The following is a 26665-nucleotide window of genomic DNA, read 5'->3' on the forward strand; positions in this document are numbered from 1 at the left end:
TCTAATCCCCTGCCTACTTTGCTGCTGCCATCAGTGCTTCTATCTCATCAGGATCTTTAATAACAGCCGCTGTCAGGTTTTCATTACCCTCTTCAGTGATCACAATATCATCTTCAATACGGATACCAATTCCTCGATAAGCTTCAGGCACATTAGCATCCGGTGCAATATAAAGCCCCGGTTCAACGGTCAATACCATACCCGTCTCTAACGGACGATCGCGATTGTTTCCATAGTCACCAACATCATGGACATCAAGCCCTAACCAGTGACTTAAACCATGCATAAAAAAAGGCAAGTGAGCTTTACTTTCGATCAGTTTATCTAGCTCACCTTGCAAAAGACCCAACTTAATTAAACCTTCGATCTTAATCTTTATCACCGCCGCCATCACTTGATGAATAGTGACCCCAGGCCGATATAAGGTTAAAGCGCTATTTAGTGCCATCAATACAATGTCATAAATTTCACGCTGCGGTGGGCTGAATTTACCATTGACTGGAAAGGTACGCGTAATATCACTGGCATAACCTTGATATTCTGCACCGGCATCAACCAAAACTAAATCCCCTGCCTTCATCACGGCATCATTTTCGGTGTAATGCAAAATACATGCATTTTGCCCACTGCCGACAATGGTTGTATAAGCAGGCGATTTTGCGCCTTGACTGGCAAACTGATGTTCAATTTCTGCAGCCAGCTGATATTCATACATATCAGGCTGGCAGGTTTGCATTGCTCTAAGGTGTGCATCAGCAGAAATTTTGCTAGCTTCACGCATTAGAGTAAGTTCTTCAGGTGATTTAAATAATCGCATTTCGTGCAGCATTGGCCGCCAATCAATTTGAGTAGATGGAGCTTTTAATTTTTGCCGACTACCTTGCCTTAACCGATTAAGTGCTGCACCAACAATCTGATCCGCATAAGCAAATTCACCTTGCGCATGATAAATAACGACTAAACCATTTAATAATTGATAAAGTTGTTGATCAATTTCAGCAAACGGTAATGCCCGATCCACGCCCAGTTTTGCAATCGCCGCTTGCTGGCCTAAGCGACGACCAAACCAGGTTTCCATCGCCTGATCACGCACACGATTAAATAGTATGCTCTCACTAGAGGTTTCATTATATTTAATAATAACTAACGCTGCTTCAGGTTCACTAAAACCAGTTAAATAGAGAAAATCACTGTGTTGCCGATAGGGATATTCACAATCTGCATTTCGCAAAGCAGATGGAGCGGCAAAAAAAATAGCCGCGCTGGCAGGTGCCATTTTTTTTAATAACTTATGGCGACGAGATATAAATGGTTGTTGAGTCATGCCTTCTCCCGCAAGCGATTAACAACAAAATAGGTTAGAATATTATGCCTATCAATGTAATGTTGGTTTATCGTTTTTTGCTTTCATTCGCCGATCTTTTACCTCCATAAAGGCAATAAAACAGAGCTGAACTGCGACCTTAACATACTCAATGATCTCTTCCAAAGCCTGTTCTAACTCATTTTGATCGTCATTTTTGTCATAACCCAACATACCAATATTGCGTAAATCCGTAACAATTTCTTTTAATTCTTTTTTTTCCATCAACTTAGGTTGCGTAACACCCAAGCCTAATAAAAAATGGTTGACCCAACCGGCTAAGGCATCAGCTCGCTCAGACACCTTATCATTTTCAGGTAACAACAAATTAAAAATGAAATCATTATTATCTAAAGATGCAAATGTAAAGTCATAAAGCTCACGGAGTAGATTAGTTAATATCTGTGAAAAAGCTAATCCGTTATTGGTTAGTTCATAAATTGACTTTTTCCAGTTATAATCGTGATTACCGCCACAAATTAGGCCCGTAATTAAGCCGTGCATTTCTGCAGCTGTTAAAGCAACATTCTGTTGTTGCAATAGTAGCTCAAGAGTTTGATAATTAGGTAAAGATTTCTGTATTGGCATGTCTGCTCAGTTACGTTAATAATATTGATATGTAATATGCTACCATCAAGGACGGTCGCTATACTAGATAAGTGCACAAATTGCACATATATTACTCATAATTATTCTGATAGCATCAATAGAATTATGGGCAGCGAAATATTACTTGTCTATTTCGTCTCCCCACATAATCAGGAAGGTATAATGTCTACACAACCTGTTGATATTCAAATTTTAGGACGAACATTAAGGGTTAATTGCCCCAAAGAACAACAAAATGCCTTAAAATCGTCTGCGGCTGAGCTTGAGCAACGGCTAAAAGATCTAAAAAATCGAACTGGTGTCACAAATACCGAGCAACTTATTTTTATCGTCGCTTTAAACATTTGTCATGAACTTGCGCAAGAAAAAATCAAAACTCAGGATTACACTGATAATATGGAACAAAAAATCCGTGTATTGCAACATACGATCGAACAGGCATTGCAAGAGCAAGCGCGCATTACTGGACGAACAATTACTCCGTTAGAATAAAACCGATGAATAAAACAACATTGGTACCAAAATAGAGTAAGAATAGGTTGCTTTCTGTATTTACTTTCATACAATAGATACTAAGATATAGTTTAGAATTCTCTGAGATGCTCGTCAGCGGGTCAGTCCCCTGAGCCGATATTTCAAATCACTTAGAATGTGGCTATCTGTTTATGATGTGCATGCCTGGTCAGCTAGGGAAAGCCTAGCCACCAGGAAGCCTAAAGTTAACGATACTACGTTCACCTTGAACCCCGGGTTCAAGGGTTACAGCCCGCAACGGCATCTTGGAGGTCCTCAATGAGCTATACTGTTATACTCACAATGTTACCATTCAAATATACTATGCTTCAGTCAATAAAAGCTGAATGATACAATTATAAAGAACCGTATTATTTTATTGCTGCCAAATTAATAATTCCCAATTTTATGTCTAATAATCTAGTCAAACGACAGAAAATTATCCGGCAAACAGTTCGCCAATATCGTCGACAATTAACATGCGAACAACAAAATAGCGCAGCAGATAAAATAACTCACCTGGTGTTAGAACACGAGCTTATCCGATCTGCCTCCCATTTGGCGTTATTTCTTTCATTTGATGGTGAAATCAATACTCATCCATTAATTAAAAAACTTTGGACACAAAACAAAAAAGTTTATCTACCTGTTTTGCATCCCTTCAATCGCCATCAACTGCTGTTTTTACACTACCGCCCTGTTACTCAACTGATAAAAAATCGCTTTCATATTGCTGAACCAGCACTTAATGTTATGGATGTTATGCCAATAGCACAGTTAGATATTCTGTTCGTGCCACTAGTCGCATTTGATAAACAAGGACAACGATTAGGTATGGGCGGCGGATTTTATGATAGGTTGCTTGCCAATTGGCCTAAAAAACACTTTTATCCGATTGGATTGGCGCATGACTGCCAATTGGTTAATAAAATTCCTACCGCACCATGGGATATCCCATTACCAGAAATAATTACACCATCAAAAAGATGGCGTTGGTAAACAATTTAACCGGGATTAACCAGAGTTATATTAAAATCAGCAATTGATCTTATGGTCAAATAGTTGTTATTAAATGTTTCTTTCCCTTAACAATATTTTGTTGCAGCATAGCAATATTATGCTGATAAGAATTACGATAAACATCATAATGGCCGTTGCGTTTATTTAAATATATTCGTTTACCCTGATATTTATCTAAATCTTGTTTATGTTGTTGGATAAAATGCTTTATTTCATCCGCAGATAGGCTATCGATAGTTAATTTAATTTTTTTATTATAGTTTTTTTTATGGTTAATAATTTCTAACTGAGTTGTTTGTGTTTTTTCATCCATGGTAATAAATTTTAATGATATTTTCTCATCAATTTTTATTTTTTGTTGACTATTAGTCAGTTTAGCTAATGCAATAATCGAAATTTCATTATCATTAACCAAAAAACGATTTAACTGTTTTTCTTTCTGCTCATTTTGATGATGAGTAATCTGGCTCTTTTTAATAAAACTTCCCATGGCAAAAGTGAAGTTTCCATCTGCTTGTTTTTCCACCGCATAGATAGCAGCAAGTTGATTAAAAAACTCCATTAATTTTTGTTTATCGGTAAAATGATAAACTCCTACATTTGAATCGAATACAGTAAAAACTGGCTTATGATCCTTATCATTCTCAATTGTTAGCATCACTGAATGAGTATTTAAGCCAATATTTAAATAAATACCATCACAATTAGGTCGGAATCTATTCAATATATCAACAAAAGATTGAGAAGAAGTCTCTAGCAAACAATAACGTTCTATTCCATTATACTTTCATAGCCAATATTATAATTAGAAAGAAAAAATTCAATATCCTTTGAATATGAATTGATGATATTTGCTTTTGCCTGATTAAATTTGATCAAAATATCTTGTATAGAAAAAATATTTTCTTCTGTACAAATACGTTTCCATTCTACATAAATATCTCTATGCCATTTAAATTGAATCAACTCAATATTTTGATTAATACTTTCTGCATAAAATTTATCAATAAAATAATTAACATCTTTTCTCTCAACAAAATGCTTATTACCTCTGCATACCTGCATAATATCTTTATTATTCTCATTAATAACTTGCCTTAACTTAACTAGATTTGTTGCATAAAGTAGAGCATATTTATTAATAAAATTATGTAAATAAATTGCTTCATTCAGTAAATCATTAATTTTGGCATTAGCATGCCGTTTTTTAGCTTCAATAATGATTTTTTCGTAATCATCCATATTACTAGTTATTTCTAAATTGCTTAATTGATTTAATTCTTTAATTGATTCTAAGAATTTATCACCTTGCGCGTAGCCACCCTGAGCAAACTGGCACATGTACATTAAAGACAAGCCGTAACATATTCCTTCATCAATTTGAAAGCGCTTATCGGTTAAATCTAATTTTAAATACTTTTCTTTTAAGAGTGCTATATTTTGATTAAAATCCTCAAAAATATGTTTAGTTTGACAAAAAATAATATCTGGCCTTTTCATTCCATTAATTGACATAATAACTTCCTTACGGTATCCGTTGCCTAGTTAACTAAATAAAACCTTAAATGAATTTAAATTACAATAAAATCAATAATAAGTGCTTTTTTTATAAAATAGAATAAATTGGTTGCATTTTATATTCACAAATAAAATATGTTAAATTAAATATATTAATTAATAAGTAAGTTATTAATTATAGAAATATTCATCTCTAGTCAAATAGACATGTTAATACACAATAAATAAAAATCAGCCCGCCTTAACGGGCAATCTATTGAAAAAAAGTAAATTAGTAAAATTTATTAATTTAATAAAGAAGGCGTGTCCGGATCGTACCAGGTAAAGATTTTAATTTTTGTAATAAACTTTTTGCCGTCGTTGCCGGTTGCGATGTAATATCAATCACAACATAACCAATATTGCCGGTGGTTTGCAAATATTGTGCCGCTATATTAATCTCGTCTTCCATAAAGATCTGATTAATACGATTTAACATACCCGGACGATTTTGATGAATATGCAATAAACGATTAGTATCATCAGTATGGATAGGTAATGAAACTTCAGGGAAATTGACCGCCGATAAAGTAGAACCATTATCAGAATATTTTGCTAACTTATTAGCCACTTCAGAACCAATATTTTCCTGTGCTTCTTGCGTTGAGCCACCAATATGAGGGGTTAAAATAACATTATCAAAACCTATTAACGGTGAGCTGAAAGGATCACCATTACTGGCTGGTTCTTTAGGAAATACATCAATTGCAGCACCTGAGATATGCTGACTTTTCAACGCCTCAGCTAAGGCCGGGATATCAACTACGCTACCACGTGAGGCATTGATCAAAATCGCGCCGGGTTTCATCAAGGTTAGTTGTTCTTTGCCAAACATATTCTTAGTACTCGCTGTTTCAGGAACATGTAAGCTAACAACATCACTCATATTGAGTAATTCGGTCATAGTAGGAACTTGGCAAGCATTACCTAGCGGTAACTTATTTTCAATATCATAGAAATAAACATTCATTCCAATATTTTCAGCTAAGATACCTAATTGAGTACCAATATGACCATAACCAATGATACCTAATTTCTTACCTCGTGCTTCATAGCTTCCTTTGGCTTGTATATTCCATATTCCACGATGGGCTTTCATGCTCGCTTCTGGAATACGACGTAAAAGCAATAGTAATTCGCCAAGTACCATTTCTGCCACAGAGCGTGTATTGGAAAATGGCGCATTAAAAACTGGAATGCCCCGCTTAGCCGCAGCTTGAATATCAACTTGATTGGTGCCAATGCAAAAGCAACCGACTGCAATCAATTTTTCAGCCACGGCTAAAACCTGTTCGCTAAGATAGGTACGGGAACGAATACCGATAAAGTGGACATCAGGGATCACTGCGATTAATTCTTCTGTTGATAATGCACCTTCATGATATTCAATATTGTCATAGCCTGCTGCCCGCAGATTATTAATTGCACTTTGATGCACACCCTCTAAAAGCAAAAATTTAATTTTCTGTTTTTGTAAAGATACATTAACCATTTACCCCATCCTATCATTAAGATTACGGCTATCACCTATTTTGTCATACAAACATAACAAAAATTTTCCCAGTAGCAATACTATCATTTACCCAAGCAACGAAATAAATCTCAACTAAAACGCTATAACGAACAAAAAGGAAATTAAAGAGGCAAAAATAAGATTTTTATCATACTAAATCAATTATTATGATATAACTCACTAAATTTGAGAGTAAAAAAATATAAATTTAATCCAGGCAATAAGTACTACCTTAATAGCCGGTCAGCACTTTAAAAACCACCAAATAATTAGCTTTTAGCCGTTAATTTTTTTACTCCAGCTGGTGTTGCCAGCAAAATAATATCTGCTGGGCGATTGGCAAATAACCCTACCGTTACTACGCCGGCAATCGCATTAATTTTATTTTCAAGCTCTATCGGATCTAGGATCTCTAAATTGTGAACATCAAGAATGACATTGCCATTATCAGTAACCACATTTTGCCGATATTCTGGCATGCCTCCTAACCTTACCAATTGACGAGCGACATAAGCGCGCGCCATCGGAATCACTTCAACAGGTAATGGAAATTTACCTAAAATATCAACTTGCTTAGATTTATCAGCTATAGCGATAAATTGCTTAGCCATAGCAGCGATGACTTTTTCACGCGTCAAGGCAGCGCCACCCCCTTTGATCATCATTAGATCTGGATTAAATTCATCAGCACCATCAATATAAATATCAACACCATCCACATCATTACTATCAAGAATAGGAATGGCTAACGCGGTTAATTTGTCTGTAGAAGCAACCGAACTTGAGACTGCACCTTTAATTAAATGCTTTTGTGTCGCTAAGCCATCAATAAAATGCGCAACGGTAGAGCCTGTTCCAACACCAACCACCATATCTGGTTTGATATATTCCAAAGCAGCCCAGCCGACCATTTTTTTTAATTCATCCTGTGTCATAATTAGTTGCCTTATTATTTTTTATTGCTAAAACCTACTAATTAATTAGTATAACGAAATTTCCCCGGCTATCGATTGGAAAAATATTGCATAGTAAGATATAGAATAACATCTGAATTGAATTTTAAAGAGATTTTTTCGTGATTAAACGCCCTGACTATCGAGCACTACAAGCATTGGATACTGTGATCCGTGAACGCGGCTTTGAGCGCGCTGCGCAAAAGTTATGTATCACTCAATCTGCCGTTTCCCAACGAATTAAGCAACTTGAAAACCTATTTGGTCAACCATTATTAGTGAGGACTATCCCTCCTCAACCGACTGAGCAAGGACAAAAACTACTCGCGCTATTACATCAAGTGGAATTACTAGAAGAGCAATGGCTTGGTGACGAAAGTAATGGCACAACCCCGTTGTTACTATCAGTGGCAGTCAATGCTGATAGTTTAGCAACCTGGTTCCTGCCGGCTCTTAATCCAGTACTACATGACAGCCCTATTCGCCTTAATATTCAAGTCGAAGATGAAACCCGGACTCAAGAGCTGCTACGTAGAGGAGAGGTCGTTGGCGCGATTAGTATTCAACCAGAGCCTTTACCTGGCTGCCTGGTAGATAAATTGGGTGCACTGGATTATTTATTTGTGTCCTCACCGACTTTTGCTGAGCGTTATTTCCCTACCGGGGTAACAAAAGCCTCACTGTTAAGAGCACCTGCTGTCGCTTTTGATCATCTAGATGATATGCATCAAGCTTTTGTGCAACAGAATTTTAACCTATCTCCGGGTAGTGTTCCTTGCCATATTGTGAATTCATCAGAGGCATTTGTTCAACTTGCTAAGCAAGGCTCAACCTGTTGTATGATCCCACATTTACAAATTATTGATGAATTAAATTCAGGTGAACTAGTCGACCTCACGCCCGGACTATGTCAGCGTAGAATGCTATACTGGCACCGCTTTTCGCCTGAAAGCAGGACAATGAGAAAGGTAACTGACGCCCTGGTAAAAACTGGACGTCAGATATTAAAACAAGCAGATAATGATAATGTGGCAAATAACAATTAACGTTTCAATTCAAAAACAACATCAACTTGATCGGTAAAATCAATGCTCTGTTGTTCATAAGTTTGATTGCTATCACTGGCAGCAGCCACCATTTGGTTCATAGCCTTCATTCTTGGCATTGGATAAGGGGTTGCATCAGGTGCTCGATAATTAATACTATAAACTTTGCCTAATTTAACATTAAATCCTGCTGCTAACGCTTCTGCTTGCGCTTTAGCATTGTCAATTGCTTTATTACGAGCTTCATCACGATAGTGTTTAGGATGCTTAACACCAAATTGCACCGAATTAATTTCATTTAAACCAGCTGCTAAGGCACCATCCAATAAAGTATTCAATTGATCTAGTTTATATAGTTTAACTTCTACTGAACGTTCTGCAGTATAACCGACTATTTTAGATTTTTCGGCGCTTTTATCATATTCATATTTCGGTTGAGTCGTGATATTTGCCGCATTGATATCGCTACTTTCTATCCCTTTATCCTTGAGAAAGTCAAAATATTGCTTAACACGTGCGTCAACCGCCGTTTTAGCTGAGGCAGCATTTTTTTCAGTTACAGCAACATTAATTAGTAAAGTGACCATATCTGGTGTGGCTTTAATCGTTGCATTACCTGATGTCACAATATGTGGCCCATTAGATAAGGAGTTAGATTGAGCAAGTAATGGTAATGAACTGACTGACATCATCGCTAAAAATATAATCGAACTAAGCTTCACGAGACCTCCTGCACATAATTAATCAACTCTAGATAGACTATTTGCTAGCCAATAATCGTTTATTCTTAACATAATAGAATATTAAAAAGCATAATGGGAAGATTAATCATAATGAATAATTTTAATCAACGCTAACTAATGCAAGTTTAAATAGCGAGATTTTACTAACCGATAAAAAATATTGGTGTGAAAGCTAATCCACACCAAAATAATTGGTTAGCTATTTTTGGTTTGATATAAATGAACATCCATTTGTGGAAAAGGTATGCCAATATTATGTTCATCTAACTGTTTTTTAAAATTTTCCATCAAGTCCCAATAGACATTCCATCCATCAGCATTAGTCGTCCAAACACGTACGACAAAATTAAGAGAAGAAGGCGCCATTTCATGTAAACGGATAGTAACACCTTTATCATGCTGAATACGCTCATCTGCCGCAATAACATCACCTAACACTTTTTTAACCTTATCAATATCCGCATTATAGGCGACACCCACCATAATTTGAGTACGCCGATTAGGTTCACGAGAAGTGTTTATAATATTGTCGTTAATCACTTTGCTATTGGGTATAACAACAATGCGATCATCAGCCGTACGTAATGAAGTTGAAAAAATCTGGACATGCTCAACGGTTCCTTCCACTGCACCTAAAATAACATATTCTCCAGCTCGCAATGGCCTAAAAATAACCAATAACACACCAGCAGCAAAATTAGATAAAGAACCCTGTAAAGCTAAACCAATCGCCAAACCGGCAGCACCTAAAACAGCAATAACGGAGGCAGTTTGCACACCTAACTTACTTAATACTGCTATTAAGGTAAATGCAACAATGCCATAACGAACAATTGCTGATAAAAAATCTCTGACCGTCTTATCTATACCGCGTAATGACATTAATCGATTAGTGATGTGACTGATCCATTTAGCAACAATCAAACCAGCAAATAAAATAACTAATGCAAAAACGATACTTACCGCATACTGAATTAACAAATCCTGATGATTAATAAGCCAACTCTTTGCCTGATCGATCGTTTCTACCACACCATTTTCATCCATCTCAATCCCCCTCGAGAAAATAAATCAATTACTAATCATATATCCGAAACTGTATAATCTTAGATATAACATTGACAAAATAAAACAGCGATTTTGTTATCTTTTAATCGATAATGTTTAATAAAATAAAGTTACGATAGTTTTCCAGCATTTTAATAAAATCATCTAAACCACAAAATGCAATACTTTCGTTATCGTAATAACACATCCCTTCTTCTAAATCTTCTGTTTGAAAATGTAACTGGTTAGCTCGTATCATGATCTCTTTATCATCCATGAACAATGTAAATTCACGTCCAATTTTTTTCCATTGACGCCCACTGCCCTTAATAGAATGATAACCTGTCTGAATCTGCTCTAACTGACATAAATCACCTTTAATTTCCTCATTCAACCAATAACCAATTGTTTCATGATCCATTGAAAATCGAGCTATGATATGGCCAGTGGCATCCTGTTGAAATTCATAATCCATACCTGATCTCCGTCCTGTTCCTCGAGTGTATTTTTTATTTATATCAGCCCAAATATTATCATTACCATAAAAATACTTTATTTCAGCAATAATATAAATACCCTATTACATATAGAGGTGGCTATTTAAAAATTGGCAATTAATAAGCAATATCGTTTCAGCCACTAAAGAGGCCCGACTTAGTTAGTTTTATGTAACAATGCCATTTTTAAGAGGGTTTATAGCCTTACTCTGTTGTAGCTATACTTCTAAATGTGTAAGCTTTAGTTAAGTCTGTTCAAAAACTATTTTTTTCTTGATATAGCTGAATAATTGTTATTCTCTAAATATGGATTATATTTTTTTTAATAAAGGATTTAATTTATGGATACAAAAGAAATTAATGATAAATTATATAAAGTTATAAATGAAATATATATAAACGAAGCCTATAAGGATGGAAAAATTAATAATGAAGAAATCCAGAATATTCGTGACATAGCCGATCTTGTTTTTGAAAAACTGGTAATAGAAGCGGCTAATACTGATAAAAATAATTCTATAACAGCATTTCAGAAATCATACGATGTAACGGTTCAATTAATGCAAGATTCTTTTTTAAAATTGAAAAAAGAAAACCTTAACAGCAGTCAAAAAGATCTAATTAAAACAGCATTTAATGCACAACTTACTTATATAAAAGCAAATTTTGATCGCTTTTTTAATTCCCTTTAACAGATCTAATCTGAAGTTGTCTGGTAAATAATAAATACAAATCCTAAAGAGACATAAGTTTTTCAGATAGCAGATAAATGAATCTAGCGCTATACCCTATCTCTGATTAATTACAGCAAGAAATAGGGTATATGAAAAATTATTACTTTAAACAGCTGACTGGAAAATTATTGTTTATGCTTTTTTTGTATATTGAGGTAGTAAGTCAAAATTTAAGTATTGGTATATATTTTGACTCTTATTTCCCATGCCATTAATCAATTGCAGATACTCTTCCACCGTTGGTAAGTATCCCAATAATGAAGCAACTGCTGCCAACTCTGCTGAAGTAAGAAAAACCCTTGCGCCAGTTCCTAGTCGATTAGGGAAATTACGGGTAGAGGTCGAAACCACGGTTGCTCCATCCATAACACGAGCCTGATTACCCATACATAGTGAGCAACCAGGAATTTCAATCCGTGCCCCACTTTTACTAAAAATATTGTAATAACCTTCTTCGATTAGCTTAGCAGCATCCATTTTAGTTGGCGGAGCAACCCATAAACGAGTGGGGATTTGCCCTTTATATTGCTCTAGAAGCTCACCTGCTGCACGGAAATGACCAATATTAGTCATACAGGAGCCAATGAAAGCCTCATCAATTTTTTCATTCGCCACGGAAGATAATAAACGTGCATCATCTGGATCATTTGGTGCACATAAAATGGGCTCGATTATTTCATTTAAATTAATTTCAATAACTGCTGCATAATCTGCATCAGCATCAGCCGTTAATAGTTGCGGATCAGTCAACCATTTATTCATTGAACTAATGCGACGTTCGAGAGTACGGCGATCACCATATCCATTCGCAATCATCCATTTCAATAATACAATGTTAGATTGTAGATATTCGATAATGGGCTCTTTATCTAACTTGATAGTACAACCCGCAGCTGAGCGTTCTGCCGAGGCATCCGCTAATTCAAACGCTTGTTCAACTTTTAATTGGGGTAAGCCTTCAATTTCTAATATTCGGCCTGAGAAAATATTTTTCTTACCTCGCTTTTCGACCGTCAATAAATCCTGTTGGATCGCATAGTAAGGGATAGCATGAACTAAATCACGTAAAGTAATACCTAGCTGCATTTGACCTTTAAAGCGGACTAATACCGATTCAGGCATATCTAAAGGCATAACACCGGTCGCCGCAGCAAAAGCAACTAATCCGGAACCAGCAGGAAATGAAATACCGATAGGAAAACGCGTGTGTGAATCACCACCCGTTCCCACTGTATCCGGCAACAACATCCTGTTTAACCAAGAATGAATAATACCATCACCGGGACGCAAAGAAACACCGCCACGATCCATAACAAAATCAGGTAAAGTATCATGGGTGGTTACATCGATAGGCTTTGGATAAGCGGCAGTATGACAAAATGACTGCATAACCAAATCGGCTGAAAAACCTAAACAAGCTAAATCCTTAAGCTCATCTCGGGTCATTGGTCCTGTAGTGTCCTGCGAACCAACCGACGTCATCTTCGGTTCACAATATTCACCAGGACGAATTCCAAGCTTATTACAAGCACGACCAACCATTTTTTGTGCCAGGGTAAAACCTCGGTCACTTTGTATAACTGATTTTACCTGGCGAAATACTTCAATCGCAGGCAAGCCCAAAGACTCCCGCGCTCGTGCTGTCAGTCCACGACCTATAATCAGCGCAATCCGCCCGCCGGCTCGAACTTCATCAAGTAAAACGTCGGTTTTTAATGCAAAGGTTGTTAATAAGGCATTAGTGGCATGACAGCGGATTTCTCCTTTATAGGGATAAATATCAATCACATCTCCCATATTCAGTAAAGTCACATCAACTTCAATCGGCAGGGCGCCCGCATCTTGCATCGTATTAAAAAATATTGGTGCAATTTTTCCACCCAAAACAACGCCGCCATTACGTTTATTTGGTACAAAAGGAATATCTTTGCCCATAAACCATATTACTGAGTTGGCTGCTGATTTTCGCGAAGAGCCTGTACCGACAACATCACCAACATAAGCTAATGGAAACCCCTTTTTACACAATGTTTCAATCTGTTTGATAGGCCCAATGACACCAAGCTCATCGGGTATAATTCCATCACGGTTATTTTTAAGCATTGCCTGTGCATGTAACGGAATATCTGGTCGTGACCAGGCATCAGGTGCCGGTGATAAATCATCAGTATTGGTTTCCCCCGTTACCTTAAAGACAGTTACAGTCAGTTTCTCTGCTAATGCAGGTTTATCAAGAAACCATTCGGCATTTGCCCATGAATCTATAACTTGGCGCGCATATTGGTTGCCCATATTTGCTTTTTCTTCTACGTCATAGAAGTTATCAAACATTAACAAAGTATGGGACAATGCTTTGGCTGCTATTGGTGCCAACTGTTCATCATCCAGCGCATCAATTAATGGAGAGATATTATAGCCACCCTGCATAGTGCCTAATAACTCTGTCGCTTTTGCTGGTGTAAGTAAAGGGGAATATGTTTTTCCTTTAGTAATAGCAGCTAAGAAGTCAGCTTTCACGTAAGCAGCTTCATCAACACCAGGAGGAATACGATTACTTAACAGATTTAATAGGAAATTTTTTTCAGTTTCAGGTGGGGTTTTTATTAGTTCAACTAATTTAGCAACTTGGGTAGCATTTAGTGGCTTGGGTATTATTCCTTGTGCTGCACGTTCAGCTACATGCTCACGGTACTCTTTTAGCACGACGTTCTCCTCAATTGATTTTAATTTATATACCTGGCTGTCTACATCTCAAATAGAAAATGAAGGGCCTGGTCAGAGGAATTGGCTTAACATAATTTTACTTCTATCAATTATGCCCAGTATGGAACATCCAGAATAACAGAATTTAATTATACTGTTAATTTATTTACATACCTCCAACATTCATCAGAGTCAATAAATATTGCTGCAGTTTTTTGATCTCATGTATTGCTATTCTAGGTAAAAAATTTTATCCATTAGTAGCAAAAATGGTTTGTTTTTTATAAAAAATTGCAATAACTAGTTAATTTTATTAAATAATAAACATTTCAATTGAATAAAATATTATTCTTACTTTTCAAGCAAAAAATAGCTCCCTTATTTAAATCAAATAAAGGAGCTAGTAATAAGTCGAATAATGCTTACAACAAATTTATTTTACGAGAATAAAATAAATTACTTTTTCTTTGCTTTTGGATTAGGCAAATCAGTAATACTTCCCTCAAATACTTCAGCTGCCATACCGATTGATTCGTATAATGTCGGGTGAGCATGAATAGTCAATGCAATGTCTTCTGCATCACACCCCATTTCAATTGCTAAGCCAATTTCACCTAGTAATTCGCCACCATTAACACCGACAACCGCCCCGCCAATAACGCGGTGGGTTTCCTTATCAAAAATAAGCTTAGTCATACCCTCTGAACAATCAGATGCAATAGCACGACCAGAAGCAGCCCATGGGAAAGTGGCTACTTCATAACTGATACCTTTTTCTTTAGCTTCTTTTTCCGTCAAACCAACCCAAGCAAATTCAGGCTCAGTATAAGCAATTGAAGGAATGACTTTTGGATCAAAATAGTGTTTCAAACCAGAAATCACTTCAGCCGCCACATGGCCTTCATGAACACCTTTATGAGCCAGCATTGGCTGACCGACAATGTCACCAATCGCATAAATATGGGGCACATTGGTACGCATCTGTTTATCTGTGTGGATAAAACCTCGCTCATCCACTTCTACTCCAGCTTTACCCGCATCAATTAATTTGCCATTCGGTACACGACCAATTGCCACTAAAACAGCATCATAACATTGTGGTTTGGCCGGTGCCTTCTTGCCTTCCATCGTTACATAGATACCATCTTTTTTGGCTTCCACCGCAGTCACTTTCGTCTCGAGCATTAAATTAAACTTCTTACTTATCTGTTTAGTAAAAAGCTTAACAATGTCCTTATCTGCTGCAGGAATAACCTGATCGAACATTTCAACCACATCAATTTCCGATCCTAATGCATGATAAACAGTACCCATTTCTAAACCGATGATACCGCCGCCCATCACTAACATACGCTTGGGTACTTTTGTTAGTTGCAAAGCATCAGTAGAATCCCATACTCGCGGGTCGTCATGAGGAATAAATGGAAGCTGGATCGGACGTGAACCTGCAGCAATAATAGCATTATCAAAGTTTATGGTTGTTGTTTCTTTTTTACCTTCAACAACCAATGTATTAGCACCGGTAAATTTACCTAATCCATTAACAACTTTAACTTTACGACCTTTTGCCATCCCGGCCAAACCAGTTGTTAATTGGCCAATAACCTTTTCTTTCCACAGCCGTACTTTATCAATATCTGTTTTCGGTTCGCCAAATACGATCCCATGTGCCGCCAATGCCTTTGCTTCTTCAATAACTTTTGCAACATGCAATAATGCTTTGGAAGGAATACAACCGACATTAAGGCAAACGCCGCCTAATGTCTCATAACGCTCGACTAAAACCGTTTCTAAACCAAGATCTGCACAGCGAAAAGCTGCTGAATAACCCGCAGGTCCCGCTCCTAGAACCACTACTTGGGTTTTAATTTCAGTACTCATCATGACCTCTTACTTTTGTTGTCCGGCGGGTCAGACGAAAAAATTTATAACCACCGAGACGTGTGTACTATAGGCAGTTTACAGAATTGTTAACATCCTTGAAAGTGCTCTAACGTGACATAACTCTCAACCTATAGGACGAATTAGAAAAAATTCTGTAATTACTAATAATAAAACAGACCGACATTCAGTCGGTCTATAAATTACATAACCAAACGGCGAATATCACTCATTAACTGTGCAATACGAGTGACAAAACGAGCGCCGTCTGCACCATCGATGACACGATGATCAAAGGAGAGTGACATAGGTAATATCAGACGTGAAATAAATTCACTGCCATTCCATACTGGCTTCATAGATGAGCGAGATAGCCCCATAATAGCCACTTCTGGCGCATTAATAATTGGTGTAAAACTCGTTGTACCGATACCACCTAAGCTAGAAATAGTAAAGCTGCCACCTTGCATATCAGACGCGGTCAACTTGCCGGCACGTGCTTTCTTCGATACTTCCATCAATTCTTTGGAAAGCTCGATAATACCTTTCTTATTAACATCGCGAATAACAGGCACAACCAAACCATTTGGGGTATCAACGGCAATACCAATATGAACATATTTTTTCAATGTTAATCGCTGAGCATCGGCAGAAATTGAACTATTGAAACGAGGCATTTCTTCTAATGCTCGAGCAACCGCTTTCATGACAAAAACTAATGGTGTAATTTTTACTCCCGTTTGCAACTTTTCCATCTCTTTATTTTGCTGCTTACGGAAAGCTTCTACTTCGGTAATATCAGCATCTTCCATGACAGTCACATGCGGGATCATTACCCAGTTACGACTCAAATTAGCGCTAGATATCTTTTGAATGCGGCCGAGTTCAACTTCTTCAACTTCACCAAATTTACTAAAATCAACTTTTGGCCATGGTAACATGCCTGGCAAACCACCCGCAGTAGTCGCTCCAGCTTCAGAACGTTTTACCGCCTCTTTGACATAAGTCTGAACGTCCTCACGCAGAATGCGACCTTTACGCCCTGTTCCATTTACCTTAGCCAAATTAACACCAAATTCACGCGCTAAACGGCGAATAAGCGGTGTTGCATGCACATACGCATCATTTTCAATAAATTCACTTTTAGTCTCAGAAACATTACTTGCCTGTGCTGTAGATGAGACTTGAGGGGGTTCAGAAGGCGAGGCCTCTGATTTTTTCGCTATTTCAGCGCTGCTAGTTTCCGCACTGGCAGCTGGCGAAGCTGCGGTGGCATCAACCGCAAAAATCATAATTAGTGAACCGGTTTTAACTTTATCGCCTTTAGCAATTTTGATCTCTTTAACTTCGCCGGCAAAAGGCGCTGGCACTTCCATCGATGCCTTTTCACCTTCTACAGTAATTAGCGATTGCTCAACGGAGATTTTATCACCAACGTTAACCATTATATCCGTAACTTCAACTTCATCATTACCAATATCCGGTACAATAACTTCCGTTAATTCACTTTTTGCTTGACCCACATCTTTGCTATCTGCTTTATCCGTGTTTGCATCAGAGGTTGTTTTAGCGCTAGCTTCTGTTACTTTTTCCGCTGTATCAAAAACCATAATCAACTTACCGGTTGCGACTTTGTCACCAACTGCGACTTTAATTTCTTTCACAACCCCAGCCTGTGGTGACGGAACTTCCATTGACGCCTTTTCACCTTCTACGGTAATTAACGACTGCTCAACATCAACTTTGTCGCCCACTTTTACCATAATTTCGGTAACTTCAACTTCATCTGCACCAATATCAGGAACGTTAATTTCAATAGACATTGATTTTACCTCTTATGCCAAACGCGGGTTAATTTTTTCTGGGTTGATGTTGTATTTTTTAATGGCTTCATTCACCAATTTTATATCCATTTCACCACGTTTCGCTAATTCACCCAACGCTGCTACTACCACATAGGAAGTATCAACCTCAAAATGATGACGGAGGTTTTCACGGCTATCTGAACGACCAAAACCATCAGTACCCAAAACACGATAATCACTTGCAGGAATGTAGGAACGAATTTGTTCTGCAAATAATTTCATATAATCTGTTGATGCAACTGCCGGCGCATCATTCATGATTTGAGCAACATAAGGTACACGAGGTTTATCAGATGGATGTAACATATTCCAACGCTCACAATCCTGTCCTTCACAAGCTAATTCGGTAAATGACGTTACACTATAAACATCGGAAGCAATACCATACTCACTAGACAAAATTTTTGCAGCTTCGCAAACATGACGCATCATTGAACCCGATCCCAACAATTGAATTTTGCCTTTTTCGCCTTTTAGTGACTCCAGTTTATAGATACCTTTACGAATACCTTCCTCAACACCAGTAGGCATCGCTGGCATATGATAATTTTCGTTCAAGGTAGTAATATAGTAGTAAACATTTTCTTGTTTCTCACCATACATACGAACTAAACCATCATGCATAATAACAGCAACTTCATAAGCATAAGCTGGATCATAAGAGATACAGTTAGGTATGGTTAGTGACTGGATATGGCTATGGCCATCTTCATGCTGCAAGCCTTCACCATTCAATGTGGTACGTCCTGAGGTTCCGCCAATTAGGAAGCCACGCGCTTGCTGGTCTCCAGCTGCCCATAACAGATCACCAATCCGCTGAAAGCCGAACATGGAGTAATAAATATAAAATGGGATCATCGGCAGATTATTTGTGCTATATGATGTAGCAGCAGCTAACCAAGAAGCGCCGGCACCCAATTCGTTGATGCCTTCTTGAAGAATTTGACCTTTTTCGTCTTCTTTGTAGTAAGCAACTTGTTCACGATCTTGAGGGGTGTACTGTTGTCCATTTGGACTATAGATCCCAATTTGACGGAATAAACCTTCCATACCAAAAGTACGTGCTTCATCAGCAATAATTGGCACTAGACGATCTTTAATTGAGTTATTTTTTAACATTACATTCAAAGCACGTACAAATGCGATCGTAGTAGAGATCTCTTTATTTTGCTCTGCTAATAATTGGCCAAAATCTTCTAGGCTAGGAATATCCAATTTTTCATCAAATGTAGGATTTCGTGCAGGTAAATATCCACCTAATGCCTGACGACGCTCATGCAGATATTTATATTCAGCTGAATCTTCTTTAAAAGTAATAAAAGGTAATTTTTCTACTTGATCATCTGCTACCGGCACATTAAAGCGATCACGGAAATAACGAACCCCTTCCAGGTTCATTTTTTTCACCTGATGGGCAATATTTTTACCTTCAGCAGTATCGCCCATGCCGTAGCCTTTAACTGTTTGAGCTAAAATGACTGTTGGCTTGCCTTTAGTGTCTTGCGCTTTTTTAAAAGCGGCATAAACTTTTTTCGGATCATGACCACCACGGTTTAACGACCAGATTTCATCATCGGTCATATCCTTGACTAGTGCACTTGTCTCAGGGTAACGATTGAAGAAGTGTTCACGAACATAAGCGCCATCTTTAGACTTAAATGTTTGATAATCACCATCCAAAGTTTCATTCATCAATTGAATTAGTTTACCTGAAGTATCCTTACGCAATAATTCATCCCATCGGCCACCCCACAGGACTTTAATGACCTGCCATCCAGCACCGCTAAAGATACCTTCTAATTCATTAACAATCTTACCATTACCAGTAACTGGCCCATCAAGGCGTTGTAAGTTACAGTTGATCACAAAAACCAGGTTATCTAACTTTTCACGAGTCGCAATCGTGATAGCACCTTTAGATTCAGGTTCATCCATTTCACCGTCACCAAGGAAAGCATAAACTGTCTGATCTGCGGTATCCTTTAAACCTCTGTGTTGTAAGTATTTTAAGAATTTTGCTTGATAAATAGCACCTATTGGACCTAATCCCATCGACACCGTAGGAAATTGCCAAAATTCAGGCATCAATTTAGGATGAGGATAAGAGGAAAGACCTTTGCCACCAATTTCTTGCCGGAAATTGTCCATTTGCTCTTCAGTGAGACGACCTTCCAAAAATGCGCGTGCATAAATACCAGGCGAAATATGTCCTTGGAAATAAACTAAATCTCCACCATTTTTATTGTTTTTTGCCTGGAAGAAGTGATTAAAACAGACTTCATATAAAGTTGCAGAAGACTGGAAAGATGCCATATGACCACCTAACTCCAGATCTTTTTTAGAAGCTCGTAAAACTGCCATTACAGCATTCCAACGAATCGCAGAGCGAATACGACGCTCTAAATCCATGTTGCCTGGATAATCAGGCTCATCCTCTACGGAAATAGTGTTGATATAATCACAGTTTCCAGAACCAGCTGCGATATTAACGCCGCCCTTGCGTGCTTGTTGTAATACTTGATCAATAAGATACTGAGCACGATCAACACCTTCTTCACGGATGACCGATTCGATCGCCTGTAACCAGTCGCGAGTTTCGATCGGATCCACGTCATTCTTCGACATATCTGACATGGTCTATTCCTTATCTATTATCTGTTTCTAATGTAGTTACTGAGCCATCTTTTGAACATATTTACTAAACCAGAAAGAAGAACAAAAGATAGTCACTATTGCCGCAACTTTGTCTCTAATAAATCAGAGCGGTAATGCAGACGCAGCAACAAAAAAATCTGCACTACTAAATTAAATTTTGATATTGTTGTATTCGACGTAAAGAACGCTCACGACGTGTATGCTCACGACTGATGTCCAGCAAAATCTCCTCAATAAATGCTAAATGACGATGTGAAGCTTCCTGTGATTTTTCAGGTTCACGTGCGATAATAGCTTCAAAAATTTGAGTTCTATGTTTACTTACTGCTGCGTGCATTTCTTTACGGGTATATAAGCACTCAAAATTTTGTCTAATATTCTGCTCTAACAATGGAACCATACAACGAAGTATATGAAGTAATACCACATTATGAGCCGCTTCGGTAACAACCAGCTGATATTGCAAAACAGCCTCAACTTCAGCATTAACATCCCCACGCTCTTCAATATCCTGAATTTGTAAATGACTGATCTTAATTCGAGCCAGATCCTCATCGGTTCCTCTTAAAGCAGCATAATAAGCAGCAATACCTTCAAGTGCGTGACGTGTTTCTAAAAGATCAAATTGTGATTCCATATGCCCAGATAATAACTGGGTAAGCGGATCACTAAAGCTTTGCCATAGATTTGTTTGGACGAACGTCCCCCCTCCTTGTCGGCGAAGAAGAAAACCTTTTGCTTCAAGCCTCTGAATCGCCTCACGCAAAGAGGGCCGAGAAACATCAAATTGCTTAGCCAACTCACGTTCAGGTAGCAATTTTTCTCCGGGGCGCAATATTCCTTCAAGGATTAAATGCTCAAGGCGCTGTTCAATGACATCAGATAATTTAGGTTGGCGAATTTTGCTATAAACCATATTTACAATAGGCCACTTATATTTTGCGTAAATACTTATTTAACACTACCAAAGTCAATTGGTAATACCAATTTATCCTAGATGTACATAAAGTAACAAAGTATTCACCAACTGTCCATAAGAGCTTATATTTAACCTTAAGAAAGTCGCATTTTTTGATAAGGATTTTTAAAAATTAAAAATAAATGATAGTTTTAATTTGTTTTTTAGCAACGATGTTAATTTTTTTATACATATAATTAATCAACTGAAACGTTACTATTTACCTTTAATTAAATTATTAATCAATATAAATGAATTAATATTCAATCCAGCAGTTAAGAACATAACAATTTTATTATAAATAACATTAATGGTTTTCAGTGAAAACGATTGATAAAGTTGATATTAAAAATATCCTTAATTTTTCAAAATATCTAAAATAATTAAAAAAAATTTAATTAATAAAGTTTCTTTTATATCAATATGTTGATTGAATAAATAGTTATAATATTTAGTAGTATTATTCAACTATTCATGAAATCTCATAGAAAGATCTATTGCTGTAATATTTTTAGTTAATGCACCAACAGAAATATAATCTACCCCTGTCTTTGCATACTCTTTTAATGTTTTCAGTGTAATATTGCCCGATACTTCGAGAGCCACTTTTCCCTGAGCAATCATTACCGCTTCTTGCATCATAGAGATAGTAAAATTATCTAACATAACAATATCTGCTTTTGCTTCAATTGCTTCAATCAATTCATTTATATTTTCAACTTCAACCTCGATAGGAACATTTGTATGCGCTAAACGCGCTTTCTTAATTGCTAAAGTAATATTCCCTGCTGCAATAATATGGTTTTCTTTAATTAAATAAGCATCAAATAAACCTAGCCTGTGATTAAAACCACCTCCACAAAGTACTGCATATTTGAGCGCGCTCCTTAAACCAGGAATGGTCTTACGCGTATCTAATAACTTTACTTCTGTGCCTTGTAATATCTCAACATAATGAGCTGTTTTGGTAGCAACCCCTGATAAAGTTTGTAGAAAATTAAGTGCAACCCTTTCAGCAAGCAACAGTATATGGGCATCACCTTCGATAGTACAAAGAATCTGGCCAGATTTAATTTTGTCGCCATCACGGACCTGCCATTTAAGCTGAACAGATTGATCAAGTTGCTGAAATATCTGCTCTACCCAACGCATTCCACAAAATATACCATCTTCCCGGGTAATTATTTTAGCAGTAGCCAACTGATTTTTTGTCAGCAATTGTCCACTAATATCACTGTCTATATTTATATTTCCACCTAAATCCTCCTGTAATGCGAAAGTAACATTAGCTGGAATATCTTGATGTAAACGTTCTAATAATTTTTCCTTACGTCACTCAACATCATGAGTGATAAACACCATTACAACTCCTTAATATTTACAGTAATAAATTATTTTGAACTATTACTCCACGGTATTGCATAAATATCTCTAGTAAATTTTTTCATTAACTTACATCAATCCAACACGTTACTACAACCTATAAAATCTAAATAGAGATTTTTTCTGCATAATTAATGTGGAGACTTACTATAATAAAAATTCTTTATCTTAGAACCGAATAAATAATACATTTCATGAAAGATATGACAAATGTATACATTTCCAATGAGTTATTATAAATAGTTATTTATTTCTACTGTCAGCAAACTTACAAATGATGACTAATATTAAAAAATTTATATCAATAAAAAATAGCTAAATTAATTATTTGTGAAATTGCTCGAATTTATTTTTTTTATTTTCAATATAAAAAAATAATATTTAGAACAATATTCTAATATTTTATTTTCTCATTGTTATTTTTTTTTACCATTGTGCATCATCACTTTATCTTCAATCGATAATGGAAAATATGATGAAACAACAAGGATTCTCTCTAATGGAAATAATGGTTGCAATTGCAATTATTGCTGTTCTTAGTGCAATTAGTATTCCAAGCTACAAAAGTTATATGCAAAAAGCATCTCTGACTGACATGTTGCAATTTATTGTTCCTTATAAAATGCATACCGAGCTGTGTGGATTTGAAAATGGGCATTTTACAGGTTGCCACAATGGCATATCTTCAATTCCGACAAGTAAGACAGGAAAATATGTCAGTAATATCGATGTGAAAGATGGAATAATTAAAGTTGTTGGTACAAAATCACTGAAAGATTTAACAATAACATTAGAACCGACATTATCTACAACAGATAATCGAGTGAGCTGGAAAGTTTCTTGTGAAAGTACAGATTCCGGATTAAAAAAACATTGTGCAGACACCTTTAGATTCTAAATAATAGGATTCTATTATGACTTTCATAACAGCTATTCCCAAAGACTTTAATGTTATCGAAGATGAATTAAAAAAACTTTGTTATCGTCATGATATTGTAATGATCAAGTTCAATTCAAAAAAACTTTCCATTGCGAGTTATAGAAAACCTAATGACGAATTGTTAACAGCATTACGTTTTATTTCTAGTGTTCCTGTTTGTTATGATATCTGGCCAAAAGAAAAAATTGAGCATTATTTTAATCGCTGTAATCATGAAGTTGAAATACAAGAAGAACCTATACGTTATGATCCTTCAATTAACAATGAAGAAAAACCTAATTCACCAGCAGTAAATTATGTCGATTATCTTATTGGATCTGCTATTGAAAAACGGGCACCAGACATTCATATTGAACCATTTAAGACCGGTGCCAAAATTCGAATCAGAGTTGATAGTAAATTATTTTATGTTCCTTCGCCGCCAGTCGAAAATTGTGCAGAAATATTTGCTCGATTAAAAATATTGGCAAAATTGAATATTGCAGAAAAGCGCTTGCCTCAAGATGGGCAACTTGAATGGATCAGCCGTGATATCCACTATGCTATTCGCATTTCAACATTACCAACTCTTTATGGTGAAAAAATAGTTTTAAGGATATTAAATACTAAAAACCATTATTCTTTAGAACAACTAGGTATAAAAAATAATTTTCTTGTCATTTTAAAACAAAAACTTTCTCTGCCACAAGGAATGATTCTTGTCACTGGGCCAACTGGAAGTGGTAAAACAGTAACGCTTTATAGCTGTCTTGAATATCTTAATCACAATGAATTAAATATTTCAACGATTGAGGATCCAGTAGAGATACCAATAAAAGGGATTAATCAAATACCTGTAAGCGAAAAAATAGGATTAGATTTTTCAACCATCTTAAGAGCATTACTTCGCCAAGATCCTGATATTATTATGGTAGGCGAAATCCGCGATCAAAAAACAGCCGAAATTGCTATAAAAGCTGCCCAAACCGGCCATTTAGTATTATCAACCCTCCATACAAATTCAACGAAAAGTACACTAGAACGACTAGAAAATTTAAGCATATCACCACATTTGATAAATTCTTGTGTGAAATTAATTATTGCTCAGAGACTGGTTAGAAAACTATGTCCTAGCTGTAAACGTCATGAGGAAAATCCTGTTACTATTCAATATGATAATATTGAAACTGTAATTACAACCTGGCGGGCGGTTGGATGTGACCATTGTTTCGGTGGATATTTAGGTCGAACCGCAATTTATGAGTTTTTAGAGCTTAAGGAAGAAACTCTTGCTACGCAATTTTATCAGCTACCAATAAAAACAGAAAAAATACCTTTCGTTAGTTTATTTGCTTCTGGATTACTTCTAGTCAAAGCCGGCATAACAACACTAAAAGAATTGTATGAAGTAACAGGACAGGAGATAATTCAGTGAATTTTATCTATATATATCGAGCAATTAATACTCAGGGAATATTAATAGAAAATTATAAAATATCTCATTCTAAACAAGAGGTTTTTAAATATATTCTTAGAAGCAATTTAATACCTATTTCAATTAAAATCAGAGAAATTGCGCTATATACCACAAAAATTCTTAGCTATCGCTTGCATTTTATGTATCAACTTAGTGTATTACTTAAATCCAATATTTCTTTAATTCAAAGTCTAAATATTATTCAAAAAGAATGTAATATGTCCGTTTGGAAATGTATATTAACAGAAATCATTAAACGTATTAATCAAGGGGAAACATTCTCTTCGGCATTAAAACATTATCCTAAACTTTTTCCAGAAATAATTTATCGATTAGTAGAAATAGGAGAACAAACCAATAGCCTGGAAAAAAATTGCCAACTTATTTACCAACAACAAATATTAAAACAAAAAATAGCTAAAGCACTACAGTATCCATGCATTATTTTAATTATCGCTTCAGTCGTGGTTTCGCTAATGTTATTTTTCGTTTTACCTGAATTTAAAGCAATATACCAAACATTTGATGCTCAACTTCCAATAGCGACTAGGTTGCTTATTACCATTTCTGATAAAATTGCTGACAATGCTCTGTATATCGTTGTTACCTTAGCTTGCATTTGTTTAGGATATTTTACATATAGAAAACATACGCCAAATTTAATTAAACAAGAACAAAAGGTTATCTTACATTTGCCATTACTCAATAAGCTTATTGGTTGGCAACAACTTTACTATTTTTTTCAAACACTACATATTACCCAAAAATCAGGATTAACATTATTAGAAGGATTCGAATATGTATTAAAAACACTAAAACATCCCGTTTATCATGATGCCATCCATTCTATATATCAAAAAATTCAACGAGGTATTTCTTTTAGCGACAGTATAAAAAGAGAAAAACTATTCCCATATCTATGCTTGCAATTTATTACAGCCGGAGAATTATCTGGCAATTTAGTATTATTTTTAGAAAAACTAGCTAATTGGTATCAAGATAACCTAATAAACTATGTTAATAAAAAGATAAAATTAATTGAACCAATGCTAATACTATTACTCGCAGTTGTAATTACTGGATTATTATTCACTATGTATTTGCCGATTTTTAATTTAGGTAATATTATTTCTTAAGTAATCAATGTAACAATAAAATAAAAAATATTATTATGTTAAAAGCCGTTATAATAAACATAAAAAAATTATCAGACCTTTGCCTGGAATTTA

Annotated in this window: 21 protein-coding genes, 1 other RNA gene and 1 pseudogene; 8 read left to right on the forward strand and 15 right to left on the reverse strand. The window is 36.1% G+C overall.

Annotated elements, in window-relative coordinates; genetic code table 11:
• Positions 1-13 precede the first annotated feature (13 nt).
• Together pepP and AACL31_RS14310 are read right to left on the reverse strand one after the other, a co-directional pair.
• Positions 14-1324: a Xaa-Pro aminopeptidase gene (gene pepP / locus AACL31_RS14305; protein ID WP_310511620.1), complete on the reverse strand. Its 1311-nt coding sequence runs from the start codon at positions 1322-1324 to the stop codon at positions 14-16.
• Between the two features lie 51 nt (positions 1325-1375).
• Entirely contained in the window at positions 1376-1951 is a 576-nt protein-coding gene (locus AACL31_RS14310) for a YecA family protein (protein WP_310511619.1), read from the reverse strand.
• Positions 1952-2134: 183 nt separating this feature from the next.
• Between AACL31_RS14310 and zapA the strand changes: the two genes are divergently transcribed.
• From zapA to AACL31_RS14325, 3 genes are all read left to right on the forward strand, one after another.
• Positions 2135-2464 (forward strand): cell division protein ZapA, encoded by a 330-nt coding sequence (zapA, locus tag AACL31_RS14315; RefSeq protein ID WP_032115267.1) that lies wholly within the window; start codon positions 2135-2137, stop codon positions 2462-2464.
• Positions 2465-2560: 96 nt separating this feature from the next.
• A non-coding RNA gene (gene ssrS, locus AACL31_RS14320) (6S RNA) lies at positions 2561-2762 on the forward strand.
• Positions 2763-2893: 131 nt separating this feature from the next.
• Complete coding sequence (locus AACL31_RS14325) at positions 2894-3484, forward strand: 5-formyltetrahydrofolate cyclo-ligase (RefSeq protein ID WP_310511618.1); 591 nt, start codon at positions 2894-2896, stop codon at positions 3482-3484.
• A 55-nt stretch (positions 3485-3539) separates the two neighbouring features.
• On the opposite strand, the gene AACL31_RS14330 is transcribed toward AACL31_RS14325, so the two are convergent.
• The 4 genes from AACL31_RS14330 to rpiA form a co-directional block, all read right to left on the reverse strand.
• Positions 3540-4265 carry a hypothetical protein gene (locus tag AACL31_RS14330; RefSeq protein ID WP_310511617.1) on the reverse strand — a complete coding sequence of 242 codons (726 nt, stop codon included), beginning with the start codon at positions 4263-4265 and terminating at the stop codon, positions 3540-3542.
• Between the two features lie 11 nt (positions 4266-4276).
• The gene (locus tag AACL31_RS14335; RefSeq protein WP_310511616.1) at positions 4277-5020 is read right to left on the reverse strand and encodes a hypothetical protein; all 744 of its coding nucleotides are present in this window, start codon (positions 5018-5020) and stop codon (positions 4277-4279) included.
• Between the two features lie 292 nt (positions 5021-5312).
• Entirely contained in the window at positions 5313-6554 is a 1242-nt protein-coding gene (serA, locus tag AACL31_RS14340; RefSeq protein WP_310511615.1) for a phosphoglycerate dehydrogenase, read from the reverse strand.
• Between the two features lie 290 nt (positions 6555-6844).
• On the reverse strand, positions 6845-7510 hold the full coding sequence (gene rpiA / locus AACL31_RS14345; protein WP_310511614.1) for a ribose-5-phosphate isomerase RpiA: 666 nt from the start codon (positions 7508-7510) through the stop codon (positions 6845-6847).
• Between the two features lie 143 nt (positions 7511-7653).
• On the opposite strand from rpiA, the gene AACL31_RS14350 reads away from it, so the two are divergent.
• Complete coding sequence (locus AACL31_RS14350) at positions 7654-8574, forward strand: LysR family transcriptional regulator ArgP (protein ID WP_310511633.1); 921 nt, start codon at positions 7654-7656, stop codon at positions 8572-8574.
• On the opposite strand, the gene AACL31_RS14355 is transcribed toward AACL31_RS14350, so the two are convergent.
• The 3 genes from AACL31_RS14355 to AACL31_RS14365 form a co-directional block, all read right to left on the reverse strand.
• On the reverse strand, positions 8571-9296 hold the full coding sequence (locus AACL31_RS14355; RefSeq protein WP_310511613.1) for an oxidative stress defense protein: 726 nt from the start codon (positions 9294-9296) through the stop codon (positions 8571-8573). The two genes, AACL31_RS14350 and AACL31_RS14355, sit on opposite strands and share 4 nt — an antisense overlap.
• A 216-nt stretch (positions 9297-9512) precedes the next feature.
• Positions 9513-10364: a small-conductance mechanosensitive channel MscS gene (gene mscS / locus AACL31_RS14360; protein WP_310511612.1), complete on the reverse strand. Its 852-nt coding sequence runs from the start codon at positions 10362-10364 to the stop codon at positions 9513-9515.
• A 103-nt stretch (positions 10365-10467) separates the two neighbouring features.
• Entirely contained in the window at positions 10468-10839 is a 372-nt protein-coding gene (locus tag AACL31_RS14365; protein WP_310511611.1) for a YacL family protein, read from the reverse strand.
• Positions 10840-11202: 363 nt separating this feature from the next.
• On the opposite strand from AACL31_RS14365, the gene AACL31_RS14370 reads away from it, so the two are divergent.
• Positions 11203-11553, forward strand: a complete 351-nt coding sequence (locus AACL31_RS14370) for a hypothetical protein (protein WP_310511610.1) — start codon at positions 11203-11205, stop codon at positions 11551-11553.
• 174 nt (positions 11554-11727) lie between these two features.
• Here AACL31_RS14370 and acnB read toward each other — a convergent pair whose 3' ends face one another.
• The 6 genes and pseudogenes from acnB to nadC form a co-directional block, all read right to left on the reverse strand.
• A complete protein-coding gene (gene acnB, locus AACL31_RS14375; RefSeq protein WP_339053302.1) occupies positions 11728-14298 on the reverse strand; it encodes a bifunctional aconitate hydratase 2/2-methylisocitrate dehydratase in 2571 nt (856 codons plus the stop codon).
• Positions 14299-14754: 456 nt separating this feature from the next.
• Positions 14755-16179: a dihydrolipoyl dehydrogenase gene (lpdA, locus tag AACL31_RS14380; RefSeq protein ID WP_310511632.1), complete on the reverse strand. Its 1425-nt coding sequence runs from the start codon at positions 16177-16179 to the stop codon at positions 14755-14757.
• A 203-nt stretch (positions 16180-16382) separates the two neighbouring features.
• On the reverse strand, positions 16383-18002 hold the full coding sequence (aceF, locus tag AACL31_RS14385; RefSeq protein WP_310511608.1) for a pyruvate dehydrogenase complex dihydrolipoyllysine-residue acetyltransferase: 1620 nt from the start codon (positions 18000-18002) through the stop codon (positions 16383-16385).
• A 12-nt stretch (positions 18003-18014) separates the two neighbouring features.
• Positions 18015-20678, reverse strand: coding sequence for a pyruvate dehydrogenase (acetyl-transferring), homodimeric type (aceE, locus tag AACL31_RS14390; protein ID WP_310511607.1), 2664 nt, complete (start codon positions 20676-20678; stop codon positions 18015-18017).
• A gap of 166 nt (positions 20679-20844) precedes the next feature.
• Positions 20845-21615 carry a pyruvate dehydrogenase complex transcriptional repressor PdhR gene (gene pdhR, locus AACL31_RS14395; RefSeq protein WP_310511606.1) on the reverse strand — a complete coding sequence of 257 codons (771 nt, stop codon included), beginning with the start codon at positions 21613-21615 and terminating at the stop codon, positions 20845-20847.
• A gap of 510 nt (positions 21616-22125) precedes the next feature.
• Positions 22126-22989: pseudogene (nadC, locus tag AACL31_RS14400) on the reverse strand (carboxylating nicotinate-nucleotide diphosphorylase); the annotation flags it as partial.
• Positions 22990-23515: 526 nt separating this feature from the next.
• Between nadC and ppdD the strand changes: the two are divergent.
• The 3 genes from ppdD to AACL31_RS14415 are packed head-to-tail and all read left to right on the forward strand — an operon-like array spanning position 23516 to position 26572.
• Positions 23516-23938, forward strand: coding sequence for a prepilin peptidase-dependent pilin (gene ppdD / locus AACL31_RS14405; protein WP_339053303.1), 423 nt, complete (start codon positions 23516-23518; stop codon positions 23936-23938).
• Between the two features lie 16 nt (positions 23939-23954).
• The gene (locus AACL31_RS14410; RefSeq protein WP_310511604.1) at positions 23955-25394 is read left to right on the forward strand and encodes an ATPase, T2SS/T4P/T4SS family; all 1440 of its coding nucleotides are present in this window, start codon (positions 23955-23957) and stop codon (positions 25392-25394) included.
• Positions 25391-26572, forward strand: coding sequence for a type II secretion system F family protein (locus tag AACL31_RS14415; protein ID WP_310511603.1), 1182 nt, complete (start codon positions 25391-25393; stop codon positions 26570-26572). The genes AACL31_RS14410 and AACL31_RS14415 overlap by 4 nt, the downstream gene beginning before the upstream one ends.
• Positions 26573-26665: the final 93 nt, after the last annotated feature.

The sequence above is a fragment of the Arsenophonus endosymbiont of Crataerina pallida genome, from assembly GCF_964020125.1.
In the GTDB taxonomy this organism is placed as follows: Bacteria; Pseudomonadota; Gammaproteobacteria; order Enterobacterales; family Enterobacteriaceae; genus Arsenophonus; species Arsenophonus nilaparvatae.

Coding starts and splice junctions, on each gene's coding strand:
- pepP (WP_310511620.1), bottom strand. CDS start 1,324: ATGACTCAACAACCATTTATATCTCGTCGCCATAAGTTATTAAAAAAA.
- AACL31_RS14310 (WP_310511619.1), bottom strand. CDS start 1,951: ATGCCAATACAGAAATCTTTACCTAATTATCAAACTCTTGAGCTACTA.
- zapA (WP_032115267.1), top strand. CDS start 2,135: ATGTCTACACAACCTGTTGATATTCAAATTTTAGGACGAACATTAAGG.
- AACL31_RS14325 (WP_310511618.1), top strand. CDS start 2,894: ATGTCTAATAATCTAGTCAAACGACAGAAAATTATCCGGCAAACAGTT.
- AACL31_RS14335 (WP_310511616.1), bottom strand. CDS start 5,020: ATGTCAATTAATGGAATGAAAAGGCCAGATATTATTTTTTGTCAAACT.
- serA (WP_310511615.1), bottom strand. CDS start 6,554: ATGGTTAATGTATCTTTACAAAAACAGAAAATTAAATTTTTGCTTTTA.
- rpiA (WP_310511614.1), bottom strand. CDS start 7,510: ATGACACAGGATGAATTAAAAAAAATGGTCGGCTGGGCTGCTTTGGAA.
- mscS (WP_310511612.1), bottom strand. CDS start 10,364: ATGGATGAAAATGGTGTGGTAGAAACGATCGATCAGGCAAAGAGTTGG.
- AACL31_RS14365 (WP_310511611.1), bottom strand. CDS start 10,839: ATGGATTATGAATTTCAACAGGATGCCACTGGCCATATCATAGCTCGA.
- AACL31_RS14370 (WP_310511610.1), top strand. CDS start 11,203: ATGGATACAAAAGAAATTAATGATAAATTATATAAAGTTATAAATGAA.
- lpdA (WP_310511632.1), bottom strand. CDS start 16,179: ATGAGTACTGAAATTAAAACCCAAGTAGTGGTTCTAGGAGCGGGACCT.
- aceF (WP_310511608.1), bottom strand. CDS start 18,002: ATGTCTATTGAAATTAACGTTCCTGATATTGGTGCAGATGAAGTTGAA.
- aceE (WP_310511607.1), bottom strand. CDS start 20,678: ATGTCAGATATGTCGAAGAATGACGTGGATCCGATCGAAACTCGCGAC.
- pdhR (WP_310511606.1), bottom strand. CDS start 21,615: ATGGTTTATAGCAAAATTCGCCAACCTAAATTATCTGATGTCATTGAA.
- ppdD (WP_339053303.1), top strand. CDS start 23,516: ATGAAACAACAAGGATTCTCTCTAATGGAAATAATGGTTGCAATTGCA.
- AACL31_RS14410 (WP_310511604.1), top strand. CDS start 23,955: ATGACTTTCATAACAGCTATTCCCAAAGACTTTAATGTTATCGAAGAT.